This window comes from Maricaulis maris (genome assembly GCF_036322705.1).
In the GTDB taxonomy this organism is placed as follows: domain Bacteria; phylum Pseudomonadota; class Alphaproteobacteria; order Caulobacterales; family Maricaulaceae; genus Maricaulis; species Maricaulis maris_B.
In genome coordinates this window covers 2,455,455-2,473,266 of the sequence record NZ_AP027270.1, presented here as the reverse complement: position 1 = coordinate 2,473,266, position 17,812 = coordinate 2,455,455, and the positions used below count along the sequence as shown (strand labels likewise).

General features: G+C 63.5%; 20 protein-coding genes, 1 tRNA gene and 1 pseudogene. 9 read left to right on the top strand and 13 right to left on the bottom strand.

All coding sequences use genetic code 11. The annotated features are described in order from the left end of the window. From AAA969_RS11750 to AAA969_RS11735, 4 genes are all read right to left on the bottom strand, one after another. Entirely contained in the window at positions 1-750 is a 750-nt protein-coding gene (locus tag AAA969_RS11750; RefSeq protein WP_338246246.1) for an electron transfer flavoprotein subunit beta/FixA family protein, read from the bottom strand. Positions 751-880: 130 nt separating this feature from the next. Then, positions 881-1,126 carry a hypothetical protein gene (locus AAA969_RS11745; RefSeq protein ID WP_338246245.1) on the bottom strand — a complete coding sequence of 82 codons (246 nt, stop codon included), beginning with the start codon at positions 1,124-1,126 and terminating at the stop codon, positions 881-883. Between the two features lie 288 nt (positions 1,127-1,414). Continuing rightward, positions 1,415-1,999, bottom strand: coding sequence for a YceI family protein (locus AAA969_RS11740; RefSeq protein WP_338246244.1), 585 nt, complete (start codon positions 1,997-1,999; stop codon positions 1,415-1,417). 111 nt (positions 2,000-2,110) lie between these two features. Then, the gene (locus AAA969_RS11735) at positions 2,111-2,686 is read right to left on the bottom strand and encodes a cob(I)yrinic acid a,c-diamide adenosyltransferase (protein ID WP_338246243.1); all 576 of its coding nucleotides are present in this window, start codon (positions 2,684-2,686) and stop codon (positions 2,111-2,113) included. Positions 2,687-2,759: 73 nt separating this feature from the next. On the opposite strand from AAA969_RS11735, the gene AAA969_RS11730 reads away from it, so the two are divergent. After that, entirely contained in the window at positions 2,760-3,857 is a 1,098-nt protein-coding gene (locus AAA969_RS11730; protein ID WP_338246242.1) for a serine hydrolase domain-containing protein, read from the top strand. A gap of 14 nt (positions 3,858-3,871) precedes the next feature. Here AAA969_RS11730 and AAA969_RS11725 read toward each other — a convergent pair whose 3' ends face one another. Both AAA969_RS11725 and AAA969_RS11720 read right to left on the bottom strand, forming a co-directional pair. After that, positions 3,872-4,078: a twin transmembrane helix small protein gene (locus tag AAA969_RS11725; RefSeq protein WP_338246241.1), complete on the bottom strand. Its 207-nt coding sequence runs from the start codon at positions 4,076-4,078 to the stop codon at positions 3,872-3,874. Next, on the bottom strand, positions 4,078-5,127 hold the full coding sequence (locus AAA969_RS11720; protein WP_338246240.1) for a Rieske 2Fe-2S domain-containing protein: 1,050 nt from the start codon (positions 5,125-5,127) through the stop codon (positions 4,078-4,080). Before AAA969_RS11720 ends, AAA969_RS11725 begins: the two co-directional genes overlap by 1 nt. Before the next feature lie 137 nt (positions 5,128-5,264). On the opposite strand from AAA969_RS11720, the gene AAA969_RS11715 reads away from it, so the two are divergent. Next, positions 5,265-5,846 carry a hypothetical protein gene (locus AAA969_RS11715; protein WP_338246239.1) on the top strand — a complete coding sequence of 194 codons (582 nt, stop codon included), beginning with the start codon at positions 5,265-5,267 and terminating at the stop codon, positions 5,844-5,846. Here the strand turns inward: AAA969_RS11715 and gluQRS are convergent. Then, the gene (gene gluQRS, locus AAA969_RS11710; protein WP_338246238.1) at positions 5,843-6,679 is read right to left on the bottom strand and encodes a tRNA glutamyl-Q(34) synthetase GluQRS; all 837 of its coding nucleotides are present in this window, start codon (positions 6,677-6,679) and stop codon (positions 5,843-5,845) included. The genes AAA969_RS11715 and gluQRS overlap by 4 nt on opposite strands. Before the next feature lie 267 nt (positions 6,680-6,946). On the opposite strand from gluQRS, the gene AAA969_RS11705 reads away from it, so the two are divergent. From AAA969_RS11705 to AAA969_RS11695, 3 genes are all read left to right on the top strand, one after another. Continuing rightward, positions 6,947-7,612, top strand: a complete 666-nt coding sequence (locus AAA969_RS11705; RefSeq protein ID WP_338246237.1) for an alpha/beta hydrolase — start codon at positions 6,947-6,949, stop codon at positions 7,610-7,612. Positions 7,613-7,850: 238 nt separating this feature from the next. Further along, positions 7,851-8,417, top strand: coding sequence for an HNH endonuclease (locus tag AAA969_RS11700; protein ID WP_338246236.1), 567 nt, complete (start codon positions 7,851-7,853; stop codon positions 8,415-8,417). A gap of 65 nt (positions 8,418-8,482) precedes the next feature. Continuing rightward, positions 8,483-8,785, top strand: coding sequence for an STAS domain-containing protein (locus AAA969_RS11695; RefSeq protein ID WP_338246235.1), 303 nt, complete (start codon positions 8,483-8,485; stop codon positions 8,783-8,785). A gap of 68 nt (positions 8,786-8,853) precedes the next feature. Here the strand turns inward: AAA969_RS11695 and AAA969_RS11690 are convergent. From AAA969_RS11690 to AAA969_RS11665, 6 genes and pseudogenes are all read right to left on the bottom strand, one after another. Next, positions 8,854-9,528 (bottom strand): annotated as a pseudogene (locus tag AAA969_RS11690) (TorF family putative porin). Between the two features lie 17 nt (positions 9,529-9,545). Next, on the bottom strand, positions 9,546-11,237 hold the full coding sequence (locus AAA969_RS11685; protein ID WP_338247246.1) for a methyl-accepting chemotaxis protein: 1,692 nt from the start codon (positions 11,235-11,237) through the stop codon (positions 9,546-9,548). Continuing rightward, positions 11,171-11,692: a hypothetical protein gene (locus tag AAA969_RS11680; protein ID WP_338246234.1), complete on the bottom strand. Its 522-nt coding sequence runs from the start codon at positions 11,690-11,692 to the stop codon at positions 11,171-11,173. The genes AAA969_RS11685 and AAA969_RS11680 overlap by 67 nt, the downstream gene beginning before the upstream one ends. A 215-nt stretch (positions 11,693-11,907) precedes the next feature. Continuing rightward, positions 11,908-12,483 (bottom strand): demethoxyubiquinone hydroxylase family protein, encoded by a 576-nt coding sequence (locus AAA969_RS11675; RefSeq protein WP_338246233.1) that lies wholly within the window; start codon positions 12,481-12,483, stop codon positions 11,908-11,910. After that, complete coding sequence (locus tag AAA969_RS11670; protein ID WP_338246232.1) at positions 12,480-13,010, bottom strand: disulfide bond formation protein B; 531 nt, start codon at positions 13,008-13,010, stop codon at positions 12,480-12,482. Before AAA969_RS11670 ends, AAA969_RS11675 begins: the two co-directional genes overlap by 4 nt. A 57-nt stretch (positions 13,011-13,067) precedes the next feature. Further along, positions 13,068-13,697: an exopolysaccharide biosynthesis protein gene (locus AAA969_RS11665; protein ID WP_338246231.1), complete on the bottom strand. Its 630-nt coding sequence runs from the start codon at positions 13,695-13,697 to the stop codon at positions 13,068-13,070. A 178-nt stretch (positions 13,698-13,875) separates the two neighbouring features. On the opposite strand from AAA969_RS11665, the gene AAA969_RS11660 reads away from it, so the two are divergent. The 4 genes from AAA969_RS11660 (at position 13,876) to AAA969_RS11645 (ending at position 17,810) form a co-directional block, all read left to right on the top strand. After that, a tRNA-Leu gene (locus AAA969_RS11660) sits at positions 13,876-13,960 on the top strand. A gap of 453 nt (positions 13,961-14,413) precedes the next feature. Continuing rightward, entirely contained in the window at positions 14,414-15,277 is an 864-nt protein-coding gene (locus AAA969_RS11655; RefSeq protein WP_338246230.1) for a DUF417 family protein, read from the top strand. A gap of 65 nt (positions 15,278-15,342) precedes the next feature. Beyond that, positions 15,343-17,232, top strand: coding sequence for a long-chain-acyl-CoA synthetase (locus AAA969_RS11650; RefSeq protein ID WP_338246229.1), 1,890 nt, complete (start codon positions 15,343-15,345; stop codon positions 17,230-17,232). Further along, positions 17,229-17,810 (top strand): DUF924 family protein, encoded by a 582-nt coding sequence (locus tag AAA969_RS11645; RefSeq protein WP_338246228.1) that lies wholly within the window; start codon positions 17,229-17,231, stop codon positions 17,808-17,810. The genes AAA969_RS11650 and AAA969_RS11645 overlap by 4 nt, the downstream gene beginning before the upstream one ends. The last annotated feature ends 2 nt before the right edge of the window (positions 17,811-17,812 follow it).

Below are 17,812 nucleotides of genomic sequence, written 5' to 3'. Positions count from 1 at the left end.
TCAGATCACTCCCGCTTCATTTTTCAGCTTGTCGACCAGTTCGGCGACGCTCTCCACCTTGATACCGGCTTCGCGCTTGGGCGGCTCGGTGACCTTGACGATGGTCAGGCGCGGGGCCGTGTCGACGCCGTAATCGGCCGGAGCCTTGGTGTCGATCGGCTTGCGCTTGGCCTTCATGATGTTCGGCAGCGAAGCGTAGCGTGGCTCGTTGAGGCGCAGGTCGGTGGTGATGATGGCCGGCATTTCCAGCGACAGGGTCTGCAGACCGCCGTCGATTTCACGTGTGACCTTGGCCTTGCCGTCGGCAATCTCGACTTCCGACGCGAACGTGCCTTGCGGCCAGTCGAGCAAGGCTGCGAGCATCTGACCGGTCTGGTTGTTGTCGCCGTCAATGGCCTGCTTGCCGAGCAGGACGAGTTCAGGGCTCTCCTCGTCGACGACAGCCTTGAGCAGCTTGGCGATGGCGAGTGGCTCAACCGCATCATCAGTCTGGATCAGGATGCCGCGATCGGCGCCCATGGCCAGGGCCGTCCGGATCGTCTCCTGGGCCTGCGCTGGCCCGATGGAGACCACGACGATCTCTTCCGCGACGCCCTTTTCCTTGAGACGGATCGCTTCTTCGACCGCAATCTCGCAGAACGGATTCATGGACATTTTGACATTCGCGAGGTCGACGCCCGACTGATCGGGTTTCACGCGGACCTTCACGTTGTAATCGACGACCCGTTTGACGGGGACGAGAACCTTCATACCGGAGCTCCGAATTTGGCCGCGCGCGAGGCCCGCGCAGCTTGAAAGGACAGGCTGGGAACCTGCCCATGCCTGCGCTCTAAGTCAATGTGACAGGCGGGCTGACGTGCGCGTCAAATCACAGCAGGCCTCAGCCCTTCATCCAGCCCGAGACCGGCCCCGCGGGGGCGATTGCGAAGCGCCACAGCGCGTAGAGCACGGCGGAGCTGAGGGCGCATATCGACAGGGCGGCCGGGATGAACCAGGCGCCGAGGACCTCGGCAGCACCTTGCTGCGCTTGGTAGGACAATGCCCAGTCGCCGTCTGCATAGTGCCAAAGCCCGACAGCTTGCGGGTGGGCGACTTCCATGACGGCCATATGCAGGAGGACAAGCACGAAAACGCCGGCGACACCGATCGCCGTCTGCAGGCGTGTCAGTGCCTGGTTCTTTTACACCAATTCGCTGATGTGGCGGACCGAGGTGATCCTGATCGACGAGATGCCTGTCGACGAGTTCGAACGGCTTTTCCCGGCCATGCTAGCCCTGCTCGTCGGCTTGGCCTTCAGCTTTTGGTCAAGCCCGGCGAAGCGGGCGGTCAAATCGCCTCAGCCGTCACCGCAGCCCTGATTGTGAGCGGATCCTGCAGACGCGTGGCTCGCGTCTGCAGGATCCGGCACGCAAGCTTAGTCCGCGGCCGCGACCAGCTCGGTCGAGATAAAGAGCTCGATCTGATCGGAGACGTAAGGCACGGCATAACCCATGTCCCACTCCGAGCGCATCAGCGCGCCGGTCGCCGTGAAGCCGAGCTTGGTGGCACCATCGCGGGTCTCACCGGTCTGGTTCAGCGTGACATTGAGGCTGACCGGACCGGTCAGGCCGTTCATCGTCAGGTCGCCGGTCATCGTGCCGGTCTCGCCGTCTTCGGTCTCAAAGCCGGTCGCGACGAAACGGGCAGTCGGGTTGGCTTCGGTCTCGAAAAAGTCAGCCGAGTTGAGGTGGCCGATGAAGCGGTCCTGGTTGGCGCCGACCCAGAAGCCGTCGATCAGGTTGAAGGTGATGTCGATGGTCGAGTTCGACGGGGTTTCGAGGTCGAGATCCACGGTGCCGTCATAGTCCGTGAACTGGAGCGACATCGTCGAATAGCCCTGGTGATCCCAGCTGGCCTGGATGATCGTGTGGGACTTGTCGAATTCGAAGCTCTGCGGCTCGGCGTGAACCGTGCCGGCAAAAAGGGCGGCCGCGGAGGCGGCGAGAAGGAGGCGGGTCATGCGGTTACTCCGTATGGGCTGAACTTGTGCCGATACACATAGGAGGTTGCGACATTTTGTCGACCGGTCTGACGTCAAGTTGGTCTTTCCTGCCTGGAAACAATCAGCGCGTCAGCGGTCCTTTCCCGGAATCCAGAGCACATCCGCGCGCCCTTCATCATTCGCCGTCCGGGCCATCACGAAGAGCAGATCGGACAGGCGATTGAGATATTTCAGGACCGCCGGGTTGAGCCTTGCTCCGCTCGCCATCAGCACTGACACCTTGCGTTCGGCGCGGCGACACACCGTGCGGGCGACGTGCAGGCGGGCCGCGGCTTCGCTGCCTCCCGGCAGGATGAAGGAGTTGAGGGGCTCCAGTTTCTCGTTGAGCCGGTCGATCTCGCCTTCCAGCCAGCTGACCTGGTTTTCCGTCACACGCAGCGGCTCCCAGTCCGGCGGCGTGTCGCTTTCGGGGACACAGAGATCAGCCCCGACATCGAACAGGTCGTTCTGGATGCGGGTCAGGCTGGCATCCATCGGGTCTGCCGACCGCAACGCTGCGCGGGCCAGGCCGATAGAGGAATTGGCCTCGTCAACATCCCCGTAGGCGTCGACCCGGGGATCGTGTTTCGCTGCTTCGGACATATCGCCCAGACGGGTCGATCCGGCATCGCCGGTGCGGGTGTAGATTTTTGTCAAACGGACCATGATGCTGACATAGCCCCTGCGCCTGGCCCGGAAAAGGGTTTGAACCCCGAAAAGGTTCGAAGGAGAGACGATCATGTTTGCCACTCTCGCGGCCGCCGCCTTGCTGCTGGCCCAGCCGCTGGCGCCGACGCCCGCAACAGCGCCCGATCTCGATGCGATCGCCGAAACCACGCTGGAGGCGTCCGGCGCTCCGGGGGTTGCCGTCATGCGCGTGGTGGATGGCGAGGTCGCAATCGGCGTCGCCGGTCTGCGCGCGCTTGGCAGCGAGGCGTCCATCGATGCTGGCGATCTCTGGCATATGGGGTCGAACTCGAAAGCCATGACGGCTACCCTGATCGCCCGCCTGGTCGAACAGGATGTGGTCGGCTGGGATGACACGATCGGTCAGCACCTCGCGGCCGTCATCCCGGATATGGATCCGGCCTATCGCGATCTGACCTTCCGTCACCTGCTCTCGCACCGGGCCGGGATCACACCGAATGTCGGCATGATCGCCATGATCCAGTTCAACGTGCAGGGCGCCAATGGCGACCCGATGCCGCCGCAGCGTATCGACTATGCGACCCGGGTCCTGACCCAGTCGCCTGCGGCCACGCCGGAAACCGAGTTTCTCTATTCCAATGCCGGCTATGTGGTTGCCGCGGCGATGATCGAGCAGGCCACCGGTGACAGCTGGGAAACCCTGATCACGCGCGAGGTCTTCGAGCCGCTGGGGATGGACAGCGCCGGTTTCGGACCGCCGGGCTCGGCCGATGTCGTCGATCAGCCGCGCGGTCATCGTGGCGGCCTGTTCGGACGCCGGGCGATGGAGCCGGGGCCGATGGCGGACAATCCGCCGGTGATGGGGCCGGGCGCGACCGTGCATGTGTCCTTGCAGGACCTGGCGCGTTTCCTCGAGGCGCACCTGGCTGGCGCACGCGGTGATGAGACCGGCTATCTGACGGCCGAGAGCTGGCAGACCCTGCATACACCGCCCTTTGGCGGCGATTACGCCATGGGCTGGGGTTTCAACGGTACCCAGCTGCTGCATGCCGGATCGAACACGATGTGGTTCGTGCAGATGGTCATCGAGCCGCCGACGGGCCGCGCCTACGTGGTCGCGTTCAATGATGGCCGGATCAATGCGCTGCAGGGTCCGACCCGTGACGCCATTATCGCCATGGCCCGCTAGTCCGGACCGAGCCGTCAGCCGCCAAAGTTTTCCTTGATCAGGAAGATGGCGATGATGATCAGCACGGCGGCAAACTGCAGCACGACACGCAGGCGCATCAGCTTGTTGGAGCGTGAGCGCGACTTGTCGTCGGACTTGTACATGTTGAAAATGCCGAAGCCGAGCGTGATGACTACGGCCAGCATGGCAATGTAGAGCAGGCCTGTGAGGATGTTTTCCATCAGCTTCTCCAGCGCAGTTCAGCTGCGCGTACGGGGTTCTTGAAGGGTTCGCCGGTCTCGCGATGCGTATCCCAGGCGCGCTTGAGGGCGAAATACCATTTCGCCTGAACGTCGCTGTCATGGATCAGCATCAGCTTGGGATCATAGGCAAGGCCGACCTGCTGGGCGTTCACCGCGTCGCGGTCCTGGCCGACAAAGGTCTCGATGCCCATCCGGATCAGCGGATTGGGCACGATCGACGGCAGCCAGTGGTCCCAGTAGACGACGATCGTGATCGCGGTTGATGTCGCATTGGTCGGTGTGACGGCGGTGAAGCCGGTGAAGTGCTTGCCGCCGGCCTTGACGTATTCGGTGCGCAGCCCCGGGAGCTGGAAGCGGATTTCGGTCTGCGGCTCGCCCATCAAGGAATAGAGATAGGAATTCTTTGACGGCACGTGCGGCAGCATCGAGAAACCGCGCTCTACGGGTCCGAACTTCTTGGTCTTCTCGTGCACCGACTTGGCCGAGCGCCACCACCATTGGCGGTGGATATAGGGGATGTGGGCCGGATCCATCAGGCCGATCACGGCATGGTCGACATGGCAGTTGAAGACGTCGCGAACGACCAGTTTCGGCTGTTGTCCCTCGGGAATGTCCAGCTTGGGCGGATCGATCGTCGGGGCTTCATCGGCCTGGGCCTCATCAGCATACCAGATCCAGATCAGACCCTGGTCCTCATGCACCGGGAAGCGGAGGACCCGGATCTTTGTGAGGTCCATCGCCTCGGCCTGGTCGGCGGTCAGCGAGGGGATGGCGGCGCACGATCCGTCGGTACGGAAGCGCCAGCCATGATAGGGGCATTCGACCTGGGTTTCACCGTCATGGTTCTGCGCTTCCCCGCCAGACAGGAGGATGCCGCGGTGCGGGCAGATGTCCTTGAGGGCGTACGCCTTGCCGTCATGGTCGCGGCCGAACAGGATCGGCTGGCCGAGCAGCTCGCGGTGGAGGTGCTGGCCCGGTTTGAGCTCGCTCGACAGGGCGCCGAAATACCACAGGTCTTTGACAAACATGATCGCCACATAGCGCGTTGTGTCCCGTCTGCCTAGCGACCGCGCGCTATCACGTGTGCGGCATATGGGCTTGTGAAGCGGCTCGGCCGGGCGCTAGTCTGCGGCACGCACGGGGGGCGCGTTGGAGACTGACGCGCATGCGAAAGACCAGATCGACAAGCCTGATACCCAGATCGACAAGCCTGATACAACGCGTTCTGACCAGCGGGACCGTCGCTGCGCTGGGCCTGTCAGCCTGTTCGGGTGAGCCGGATCCGCTGCCCGATGCCGTACGCCTGCCGGCGTCCGCGCTGGCGGCCTTTCAGGATCATCTGCAAACCATGAGCGAGGGTGATCTGTCGTGCACGGATGCGGCCATCGAGGCGGTGCCCAGGGCAGTCGGGTTTGTGAATGATGACCAGCAGCCGGATTATGCCCTCGTGACCCAGCATCTGCGCTGCCGGAGCGATCGCGGCTCGGCGCTGGCTTATTTCTGTGGCCAACAGATCTGCGCTTTCCCGGCCCTGATGTCGGACGGTGAAGGTTATCGCGTCATCTGGTTGATGTCGGGCAATGAGATCGAGACCCGGACCGACTATCAGGAAACCCGTTTCGTGGTTCGTCAGGGGGCCTATGCCGGAGCAGATCGCAGCGCGGTTGTCGTGCGCGAATATATCTGGCGCGACGGTGATCTGCGTCGGGTTGCCGAGCGCGAGGAGTTGGCCAACCGGCAGCCCTAGCCGCTGAAACGGGCCCGGAGCTCGGCCGGGGTCACGCCGTGCTCCCGCAGGGACTTCAGCGTCACTGACTGGTTGCGCTTGGCGAACCGCTCGCCGTTTTCATCCAGCAGCAGGCGATGGTGGCGATAGACGGGCGTGGGCAGGTCCAGCAGCGTTTGCAACAGCACGTGGAGCGGCGTCATCTCTGCCAGGTCCTCGCCGCGAATGACATGGCTGATGCGCTGCGACGCGTCATCATGCACCACCGCAATGTGGTAGCTGGTCCCGACATCCTTGCGCGCCAGGATGACATCACCGAGCGGCTCCGGATCGGCGACCCGCTCGCCCTTGCCGTCTTCGACAAAGCGCATTGCGTCATAGCGAGCGCCCAGCGCGTCGCGACAGCGATCCAGTGACAGGCGCCAGGCAAAGGGGTGTCCGGCGGCACCCCGCTCGGCCTCCTCGTCCGCGCTCATTGGCTCGACCGGTCCGCGATAGACTTCGCCAACGCCGTGCGGTGCCCGCGCGATATCCTCCATGATCTCGCGCCGCGTCTTGAAGCAGCGATAGACAACGCCGAGCGCTCTGAGGCGCTCCAGCACACGGGCATAATCGTCGAAATGCTCCGACTGCCGCCGCACCGGTTCCTCCCACTCGAGACCCAGCCAGATCAGGTCATCCAGGATGACCTGTTCGAATTCCGGCTTGCAGCGGACGGTGTCGATATCCTCCAGCCGCAGCAGAAACCGGCCGTCGGCCTCACAGGCGGCCTGAAACGCCGTCCAGGCGGAAAACGCGTGGCCGACATGCAAATGCCCAGTGGGCGAGGGCGCGAAGCGGGTGGTGAAGCTCATGGGAGGAGAGAGCCATACTTCGGAAGAAACTCAATACCCGTTTTGTCATCCCCGGCGTATGCCCCGAAAAAGCGGGGCGGAGACCCGGGACCTATACGCCCGGTGTCGGCAGCCTTCGCGTTTATGGGTCCCGGATCTGCACCCTGCTTGCGCAGGTTTCCGTCCGGGATGACAAGAGTGTGCGGGATGTTGCGCGCGAACCAGTCGGACACTTGCCCCCGGCCCCCGCATCCCTCTATCCAGACGGCTGCGAACACGGAGCCCCTCATGACCCGACCCATCGACGGACCGCGCCTGGCGCCGCGGGATGGATCCAAGCCGAAGAAGCTGGTGATTTTCCTGCATGGCTATGGCTCGAACGGGAAGGACCTGATCGGGCTTGGCCAACACTGGGCGCGCGACTTGCCGCATGTGCAATGGGTGGCGCCGAATGCTCCGGACCGGGTGCCGGGCGCGCCGGACGGCTATCAGTGGTTTCCGATCTCCAATCTCGATCCGCAGCGCATCGAATCCGGCGCGGCTACGGCTTGGCCGATCGTCGATGCCTTCATTGACCAGGAGCTGGCCCGCTATCAGTTGACCGAAAGCGATGTCGTGCTGTGCGGCTTCTCGCAGGGCACCATGCTGTCGCTGGCGACGGGACTTCGTCGCGAACGGCCCCTGGCCGGGATCATGGGGTATTCGGGGGCCTTGCCGGGCGGGCAGCGCCTGAAAGAGGAGATGCGCTCCAAGCCGCCGATCATGCTGGTCCATGGCGACCAGGACGAGGTCCTCCCGCTGGGCTTCATGTTTGATGCGCTGGAGCATATCGCGGCGGCCGACCATGGCGCGCAGTGGCATATCTCGCAGGGCTTGCCGCACTCGATCGGTCAGGACGGGCTGGATATCGGGCGCCACTTCATCGGTAACGCACTCGCCGGTCGCTATCGCTGAGCCTGTCCGAAAAGCCCGATCCGGGCTGGCACGCAAGATTTTCGGCGCTGTCATGGGCATGTCATCCGAAGGGGAGTAACCTGTAACCAAGCGCAGGATGTGATTTGATTCGCAGACGCGAATCCGCCTCCCGCGTGCGACGGGAGGTGTGCTTTCAGGACGGTCGTCCGGAATACCCACCCCCTCCTGATCTGTCCTCTCCGAGCGATTGGGGCCGATCATAGCGAGGGAGGTCGCCATGCAGGTGCTTGATCGGGCGCCGCAGGGATGGCCCTGTCTGGTCCTCAATGCGGACTACCAGCCCCTAAGCTATTGGCCGCTGTCGACCTGGCCGTGGCAGGAAGCGATCAAGAATGTCTTCCTCGAGCGGGTCGCGGTGATCTCGCACTATGACGAGGTCGTCCATTCCCCCAGCTTCGAAATGCATGTGCCCTCGGTCGTGGCCCTGCGGGACTATGTCCACCAGAATCGGTCGCCAGCCTTCACCCGCTACAATGTCTGGCTCCGGGACGGCTTCAGGTGCGTCTATTGCGGCAAGCACGGGGTCGATCAGCTGACCTTTGACCACGTCATTCCGCGCCGCGCCGGCGGCAAGACGAGCTGGGAGAATATCGTTGCCGCCTGCGGCCCCTGCAATCTCAAGAAGGGCGGCCGCAGCCCGCGCGAGGCCGGCATGCCGCTGCCGCGTCCGCCGCAGAAACCCTCCATGCACGAGCTGCAGGCCCAGGGGCGCCGTTTCCCGCCCAAATTCCTGCATGAAAGCTGGCTCGATTATCTCTACTGGGATATCGAACTCGAGCGGTAAGGGCGAGTTGCCAACAGCAACAAAATCATCGTCAAATCTGCCGAGTTCAATACGAGGAGCTGGCCATGCATCGAGCCACTGATGTCGAAAAGTCTGTCACGCGCGTCCGCTTTACCGGGGTCTGGACGATGGATGAATTCGAACCCAACAAGGCGATGCTGGCCGAGCTCGAGAGCGCGGCGCCTGCGTGCGTGGAGTATGATCTCACCAATGTGCCGGCGATCAATTCAGCGGGTATCGGCATGCTGATCCTGGCCAATGACCGTTTCAGCAAGGCCGGCATTGCATTCCAGATCACCGGTGCCACGGGTGCCGTCGCCCAGATACTTGACGTCGCCAAGATCCGCGACCTGATCACCATCGTCTGATCTGATCTCGCGACGCAGACCGGCTCGGGCGGTGCCAAGGCACGCGCCCGATAACCGGGTGTTCAGCGTTATGGTCGGGTCAGGCTGTAGCTGACAGAGGCGACGAAGCGGCTGTCATCGATATCGCTGTCATGCCAGCGCGCGCCGAGCGCGACCGGGCCGGTCTGCCAGCTCATGCCAATCTGCCAATCCTCATAATCCGCGCCGGTCAGGTCGTCGAACCGGCTGGTGCCATAGCGGCCATCAATGCTGACCGTGTCGGACAGGGCCCACGCGATGCCGGCCTCAAGATAGCTGGCATTGCCGGTCTGAAGGTAGAAGTCCTCGCTCCACGACTATTTCGCATCCCAGCTCAGCGCGCCATAGCTGCGGCCGATGCCGGCATAGACTTCATCAAAGTCCTGGTCGCCGGAGGCGCTGGGCGCACCGGGATAGGTGTAGCGGACCCAGCCGAAATCGAGATCAAACCCGGCCAGGCTCGGCGCAAAGCCGGCATAGAGGTCGAGTTCGGTATCGGTGCCGTCGCCGAAGTCGACATTGGATCCCCAGACACCGGCGTAGAAATCACTGATGGTGACGTCGGCACTGAGCTGGATGGCCGGGTCGCCGGCGGTCTGGGTCACGCCGCGGAAGACGTAGTCGCTGGTCGCTGTTGCGCCGAACGTGACTTCTTGGGCGAAGGCCGAGCCAGAGAGGATCAGTGCGACCGGCAGGCCGGCCACAAGCGTGGTTCTGAAAGACATGATTGTTTAACTCCGGATCAAGCGGCGCGCAGGCCATCAAGGAAGACGTTGACTTCGCGATTGAGCATTTCGGCCAGGCCGCTGAGCTCCTCAGAGGCGCCAAGAACCTGGGTGGCCGAGGCCGAGGCATCTTCGATGGCGCGGGCCACCTGTGAGATGTCGTCGGAGACGGACCGGGTCCCGGTGGCGGCGGTCTGGATATTGCCGGCGATCTCGCGGGTTGCCGCATTCTGCTCCTCAACCGCACCGGCGATCGAGGTGGCAATCTCGCTGAGATCGCCGATCGCACCGGCCACGCTGGTGATGGCATTGGCCGAGGTCTCGGTTGCCGACTGGATGGCGTGGATCTGCTCGGAGATTTCACCGGTCGCGGCATCGGTCTGGGAGGCCAGTTGCTTGACTTCCTGGGCAACGATGGCGAAGCCCTTACCGGCTTCGCCGGCCCGGGCGGCCTCGATGGTTGCATTGAGGGCGAGCAGGTTGGTCTGTTCGGCAATCTTCTGGATGATGGCAATGACGTCGCCGATCCGCTGGGCGGCCCGGGACAGGTCCTGCACTTCCGAAACGGTGCGGTTAGCCTCGGTCTCTGCCGTTGTGGCCGCGGCGGTCGAGTCGGCGGCACGGCGGCCGATCTCGGCGACGGTCGCGGACATTTCCTCGGTCGCGGCGGCAACCGATTCTAAATTGCCGGTTGCCGACGCGACAGCTCGGGCTGCGGACTGGGCCTGGTGTGTTGTACTGTTGGACATGGTTGTCAGCGCGTTGGCCGTCGCGGTGAACTCGGTTGCCGAGTTGGAAACGGTCTCGGCGATTCCGGCAATCGTGCGCTGGAAGCCGGCGATGAGGACTTCAAGGCGTTCCTGACGGTTCGCCTGCTGCGCATCGATCTCGTGCTTGTTGGCGTCCAGCCGTCGCTTCTCGATCAGGTCCTGGCGGAAGCCTTCAACCGTGCGAGCCAGTTCTCCGACCTCGTCACCCGCATCCTGAGAGGGGATGGTCTGGTCCAGATCACCTTGGCCGATCTTGCGGGTAATCGTCGTGATGCGTGAAATCGGGCGGGCAATCCGGTTGGCCATGAAGAGGGCCGCGCCACCAATGATCAGGGTCAGGAGGGCGGTGATCAGAAGGCTGGTCAGTTGGGTGTGGCGGGCCGCGGCGAGCGCCTCGCCGGTCGCCTGGGTCACCACGAGATTCCAGCGTGTACCGGCGAATTCGACCGGATTGAACTCGATGAAGACGTCCTGGCCGCGATAGTCCTGCATCCGGGCAAAGTGCTGGCCATTGCTCATCGCGCTCGCCAGAAAATCGGCCGGAACGGCCTGGCTGAGAATATCGTCCGAGGATCCGAAGCGCGGCGCCGTGCGCATCAGGCCATCGGGCCCGAATGCATAGGCATTGCCGGTTTCCAGAAGGCCGGTCTCCGAACCCATCACGCTGTTCAGCCGGTCAATCGGCATCTGGAAAGCCAGCACGCCGACCCGCTCACCATTTCCGTCAATGAGTGGCGTGGCCATGAAGCTGGCCGGGGCGCCATGGCTGGGCGCGTAGGGCTCGAAGTCGAAGAAGTGAGTCTGGCCCGGGCGACCGGACATGGCTGCCCGGAAGGCGTTGCCCAGGTCCGTGTCGCGGTACTCGCCGGAATTCAGATTCGTTGCGTAGTCGAGTTCCTTGAAGACTGTGTAGACGAGGTCCCCATCTGCATTGAACAGGAAGATGTCGTAATAACCACGCGCGCGCAGGAATTGGCGGAACCAAGGATGGTAGCGTCCGTGCGCTGCGCTGCGCTGTAGCGGCTGTCGTCCAGGGCCCGGTCCAGGTTTTCCTTCTGTCCGGTCGGGTTCGGGTTGTCCTCGATGTAGAGCCGCTGCAACCGGTTTCCGGCATTCGGACCCAGTGCCGTCCAGCTGTCGGAGAACTCGGCAAGCGCCGCAAGGGTGTTCGGATTGGTCGCCGTCGTCGCCAGGTCATCATTGATCTGCGCCATATAGTCGACCAATGCCTGCTGGCGTTCCTGAACGATGGCGGTCAGGCGTTCCTGGGTCGAGGCCCGCGCCGCATTGCTACTTTGCACGCTGGCGGCGACACCCAGAGCGAGGCCGAGTGTAAGACACCCGGCGATGCTGATGAGGCCGAATTTGAGGGACAGGTTGAAGCGATTGAACACGGCGTGCTCATAGGCTGGAACGGACGTCAGGGAAGCAATCTCTGGCGTTAGCCTTAACAAGCCGTTGCGTTATGAGGGGAACAGGGAGCTCAACGTCCCGAAAACAGGCAAGAACAGCTGGAAATCCAAGCAAGAACAGACCGAAATCGGGCCTGGTGCCTGAAACTGCTTTTCGGCATCCGGGATCAGGCGGCTGCGCGTTGCCTTCGTCGAGGTCAGATCCGCTCGGTCACCTTGATCGCCACCCGGCAACCGGCCTCGATCGCTTTGGACAGCAGGGCATAGCCCGGCGCTTGCTTGGCACCTTCCTCAATAGCGAGGTCGCGGTGTTCGAGTTCTTCCTCGCGGAATTTCGCGAACAGGTCGGCCAGCTCGTCCTCGCCCATGGCGCGGAGTTCCTCGACCTGGCTGGCATAATGCTGCTCGATCACGCTTTCGACTGCCTCGGTGCAGGCATGGGCGGCTTTTTCGCCCATCAGGGCGGTGGCAGCGCCCAGCGCATGACCGGCCATGCTCCAGATTGGCGCGAGTGCGGTGGGTCGCGCATTGCGCTCGAAGATGAGCCGGTCGAACGTGTCGAGATGGTGCTGCTCGTCGGCTTCCATCTCTTCCAATTGGCGGGCGATGCGCGCCTTGTGGGGCAGGCTTTTGAACACCGCGCGCTGGCCCTGGTAGATGGCGACTGCGCCATACTCTCCGGCATGATCGACGCGGACCATTTCCTCGACCCGGCGGGCGCTGTTGCGCTTGCCGGGCAAGGGCGGGGTAAAGCGGGGCGTGGCGTCGCTCATGATTTCAGGCCCTTGAAGCCAACGAGGATGGCGGCTGCCGCCATGCCGGCCGAGATCAGTGCATTGAAGCCGGCCATGGAGATGCCGAGCAGGGTCCAGGCCGCCTCGTCGCACAACACGATCGGCCCGCAATCGGTCCCGTTGATGATGCAGGACAGGTCGACTTCCGGGACGCCGCCGCTTGTCGTGCAGGTCGCCGGGCCTGCCCACCAGTCATACTCGATACCGGCATGCCAGCCGGCAAAGCCGGCCGAGTAGATCAGCACGGCGGCGATGACGAAGATCATCCAGGACGCGAACTTCGCCAGTGACGGGCGCAGGATCAGTGCGATGCCCGAAACCAGGCCGAGCGCGATCACGGTCATGTGGATGTGGCGCTGATCGTAGCACAGCGCACAGGGCTCATAGCCGCCGATATACTCGAAGCCCCAGGCACCCAGCATCAGCAGCAGCGAGCCACCGGCCAGCAGGAGCGGCCAGCGCGTGAGCGGGAACTGGGTCAGGACCGGATTCATGAAACGCATCATTACGGCATCACCTTGTACGCGCACCGCGACCAATGCGCACAGAGAGAGGTTCGGCGGTCATACCAGTGACCGGATGAAGTCCTTGAATACATCGACCGCGGCGGCCCCGAACAATGAAAACAATGTTATCAGCAGCGTGATCCAGAGCGCGCCCAGCACCAGTCCGGCGACCACCAGCAGCCCGTCACGGGTCAGAAGTCCCAGGGAGGCGATGACCAGGGCAATCCCCGGTGTCGAATTTGTCATCGGCAGCGGCACCAGGATGGAGGCGCAGAAGAGCACGAAAACTGCCCCGACAATGCGCTCGGCCGTCGGGCCGGAGAGGCCGGTCAGGCGCGGACGGGCCAGCGCCTCGAGCCAGCCGAACCATTTTCGACCGCCGCGCGCCATGCGCATCAATCCCGCCTTGTCGATCTGGCGCGCCTTGAAACCGGTGGGCAGCCACGGCTCGGGCCGCCCCATCGCCATTTGTGCCGAGATCGCCATCATCGGCAGGGCCATGACTTGCGGTACGCCGTAGAGGAAAGGGATGCAGACCGGCAGGGCCATGGCGAAGAGAATGACCCCAAAGGCCTGCTCGCCCAGCGCGTCAACGAACTCACCGAGGCTGAGGCCCTCATCCGGCGCCTGCTCGGCGATCAGTTCCAGCGTCCCGATCAGGCCGCGCGGCGAAGTCGTGTCGGTCATCATGTCTTCCGTCCCGGCCCGACATCTGCCGTCCTGGCCGCCGTCGAATCTAGCCGCTGAGCCGAGGGTGGCCAAGCGTAATGGGTTGTTGACAGAAACGGGCCGGATGGGCAGCTTGCGCCTCCGATTTTCCCCGGCTCGAACCGCCTGTCCAAACAGGCCCGACCGGTGATCACAGGCCCCTGTGGCGGAATTGGTAGACGCGACGGATTCAAAATCCGTTTTCTTCGGAAGTGCCAGTTCGAGTCTGGCCAGGGGCACCATTTTTTATCTCACGTCAGTTCGCGTTGCGAACGCCTCCGATGGGGCGGCGCATGAGCGCCGACGCGCGGTCGCGCTTGCGGCCCTTGGGGCCGGGTTTTATCTCACGGCAGTTCACTGCGCTCATGCCCTCGATAGGGCGGGCTGACCGCCCGGCGCGCGGTCGCGCTTGCGGCCCTTGGGGCCGGGTTTTATCTCACGGTAGTTCACTGCGCGAACGCCTCCGATGGGGCGGGCTGACCGCCCGGCGCGCGGTCGCGCTTGCGGCCCTTGGGGCCGGGGTGGGGCTTTCCTTTCACGGCAGTTCGCTTTGCTCACGCCTCCGAGGGGGCAGGCAGTCTGGCTCGAGTAAACCCTTGAAATCGGCGCTCGTCAGTCGTCGTCACCGGTGTTAGCCTTTGCGCTCGAGCCGGGACGGAGGCCTGACCTTGTTGTCGCCTGGAAACGCGTTGTTGTTGGCCCGCCTTTTTCTGGCGGTGATGTTCCTGTGGTTCGGGGTGATGAACTTCACCGCGGTTGGCACCGACATCACGGGCGGCTGGATTGGTGGCCATGCCCTGTTCTCTGGTCTGGTTGACCAGGCCGGGTCTGCCGCCAAGACGCTTGGGCTTTACCAGATCATCGCCGGCGTACTGGTTGGTGCGCCGATCCCGTCGGGGAGCTTCCGGCGCATCGGCTTCGCCATGATCGGGCTTTATGCCTTCGGCGCCCTGACCGTGCTGTTCACCAATCCGGTCTGGTCGCAGGCGGCTGGAGGGTTCCCGGCCATCGGGTCTGGCCAGGGCCTTCTGAAATACCTCGCCATACTGGGCCTTTCGCTGTGGGGCGGGAGTTTCGAGAATTCGCGCATGTTCGCCCAGCGCCACACCGACATGCGGATGTGGAGCCAGCCGGTCATGTGGCTGGGACTGGTTCTTGTACTGGGCTGGATCGGCGCCATGAAGTTCACGGCGGTCGAGGCAGCGGGGATCGCGCCACTGGTCGAGACCAGCCCGGTCCTGGCCTGGCTGTTGACGCTGATGCCGCTGCAGACCGTGTCCAACCTGATCGGCATGGTGGAATTGATCACCGTGGTCGGTCTGATCGGCTACTGGTTCTCCAACACGCTGTTTCGCATGGGGCTGGTGCTCGCCATCCTTACCTTCGTCGTGACGTTGAGCTTCCTGGTGACGTTCCCGGGAAGCTGGGCCGGCGATCAGGGCGGCTTCCCGGCGCTCGGTCAGGCCGGGCATTTCCTGCTCAAGGACCTGCCGCTGCTCGCCGTTTGCCTTGCCCTGCTGTCGGAGACCGGCCGCGAGGGGACCATGCGTCGCCGCTAGCGTATCCGGATCGATCGTGGTTGACGCGGCTTTCCTCGGTAATCTTTTGAAACAAGTGATCACACTTGCCGCCTCAGCGCCCGCCTCTGCTTGACCGCCGGAGGGGTGCCCATATCGTTTCGCGCAACAAGAATGTTGAGAATGAAAAGGAGGTCGGCTTCATGGGCATGCTGGGCGCCATCGCGCGCGAGTTCAACTATGTGACGGGCATGCTGTCGGTGCTGCGCAAGATCCGCAAGGTCGGATCGGGGTCGGGCCTGCGCGTACCGGATCATATTGAAGCCACCGTGGACCGTTTCCCCGATCGCCCGATGGCCATTCTCGACGATGGCGAGATCAGCTACCGCGCGTTTGACGCCTTCGCCAACAAGGTTGCCCATTGGGCGCTCGACCAGGGCCTCAAGCCGGGCGATTCCGTCGCGCTGTTCATGACAAATCGTTGGGAATACATCGCCTTCTGGTTCGGCCTGTCCAAGGTTGGCGTTGTCACCTCGCTGATCAATAACCAGCTGACCGGCGCTTCGCTGGCGCATTGCCTGACAATTGGCGAGACCCGCCACGCGATCGTCGAGGGTGCGCTGGCGGAGGCCTATGATGCAGCCCGTCCCTGCGGCATTGAGGATGTCTCGGCCTGGGCCTTCGATGGTCGCATCGAAGAGGCGCGGGATCTCGATGCCGCCCTCAATGCGATGAGCGAGACACGTCCGGACCGGTCGGTGCGCGCCGATGTGACGCCGGAATCGCCGGTGCTCAAGATGTTTACCAGCGGCACCACCGGCCTGCCCAAGGCCGCGCTGATGACCCATATCCGCGCGCTCTATTACCTCAATGTTTTCGCGATCGTGGCCAAGGCCCGGTCGGACGACCGGATGATGATGGTCCTGCCGCTCTATCATGCTACCGGCGGGCTTTGCGGCGTCGGCTGTGCCCTGTCCTTCGGCGGTGCGCTGATTATCCAGCCGCGCTTCTCGGCCTCGGCCTTCTGGCCCGATGTGCAGCGCCACCAGGCCACGCTTTTCATGTATGTCGGCGAGCTTTGTCGCTTCCTGGTCAACTCGCCGGAAGTGCCGGAGGAAAAGGGACATAGCCTGCGCTGCGCCATCGGCAACGGCATGCGCCGCGATGTCTGGGAGGCTTTCCAGGCCCGCTTCGACATCCCGCAGATCGTCGAATTCTATGGCTCGACCGAAGGTAATGTCGGTCTGGTCAATGCGGACAATCATCCCGGCGCTGTTGGCCGCGTCCCGAATTATCTCAAGAGCCGCTTCAACATCGATCTGGTCAAGTTCGATCTCGACAGCGAAATGCCGATCCGGACCACCGAGGGGCGCTGTGTGCCCTGCGAACCTGGCGAGGTCGGCGAGGCGATCGGCCGGATCGACCCGTCCGACGCGCGTTTCCGTTTCGACGGTTACGGCTCGAAGGAAGATACCGAGAAGAAGGTGCTGCGCGACGTCTATGAGGACGGCGATGCCTGGTTCCGGACCGGTGATCTCATGTCGCGCGATGCCCTGGGATACTACTATTTCGTCGACCGCGTCGGCGATACCTTCCGCTGGAAATCAGAGAATGTCGCCACCGGTGAAGTCGCCGAGGCCTTGGTCTTTCCGGGGATCGAGCAGGCCAATGTCTATGGCGTCGAGGTCGACGGCCATTCCGGACGCGCCGGCATGGCGGCTCTGGTGACGGGCGACAACCCCATCGACCTCGTGGCGCTGCACGCACATGTTCATGCCGCGCTGCCAAGCTTTGCCCGGCCCCTCTTCCTGCGCCTCCAGCAGCAGACCGATACCACCGGGACCTTCAAATTCCGTAAGGTCGATCTGGTGAAAGAGGGGTTTGACCCAGACCAGGTCTCCGACCCCATCCTGCTCGACCATCCGGGGGAGGGGCGTTATGTGCCGATGACGGCGGAGCTGTACGCCGAGATTCAATCCGGTACCCTGCGCGTATGAGCATTCAAGATCCCACAATCGACGAAACCCTGACCTTCTGGTTCGAGACCGCCGGACCGGCGCGCTGGTATGCGGCCTCACCGGCCTTTGACGCCCGCGTGGGACGGCTGTTCGCCCGTGCCATCGAGACCAATGCCCGGATCTGGTGGGAGAGCGGCCATCCCTGGGAGGACACAGCGTTTGGCAGTTTTGCGCTGATCCTGCAGTTCGACCAGTTCACCCGCAATGTCTGGCGCGGCTCGGGGCATGCCTTCGCCCATGACGAGATCGCCCGCCAGATCGCCTGGCAGATGATCTGGCAGGGCTTTGACTGGGCGATCCCGGATGACCGTCGGGCCTTCGTCTATCTGCCCTTCATGCATTCCGAGGAGATCGAGGACCAGGACCTGTGCGTCGAACTGACGACCGAGCGCCTGTCCGGCACCGGAACGCGTGACCATGCGATCAAGCATCGCGAAGTGATCCGCCAGTTTGGACGTTTCCCCTATCGCAATGATGCGCTCGGCCGGACGTCGACCGCGGCCGAGATCGCCTATCTCGAGAGTGGCGGCTATGCCCCGGGACGCAAGCGCGCCTGAGG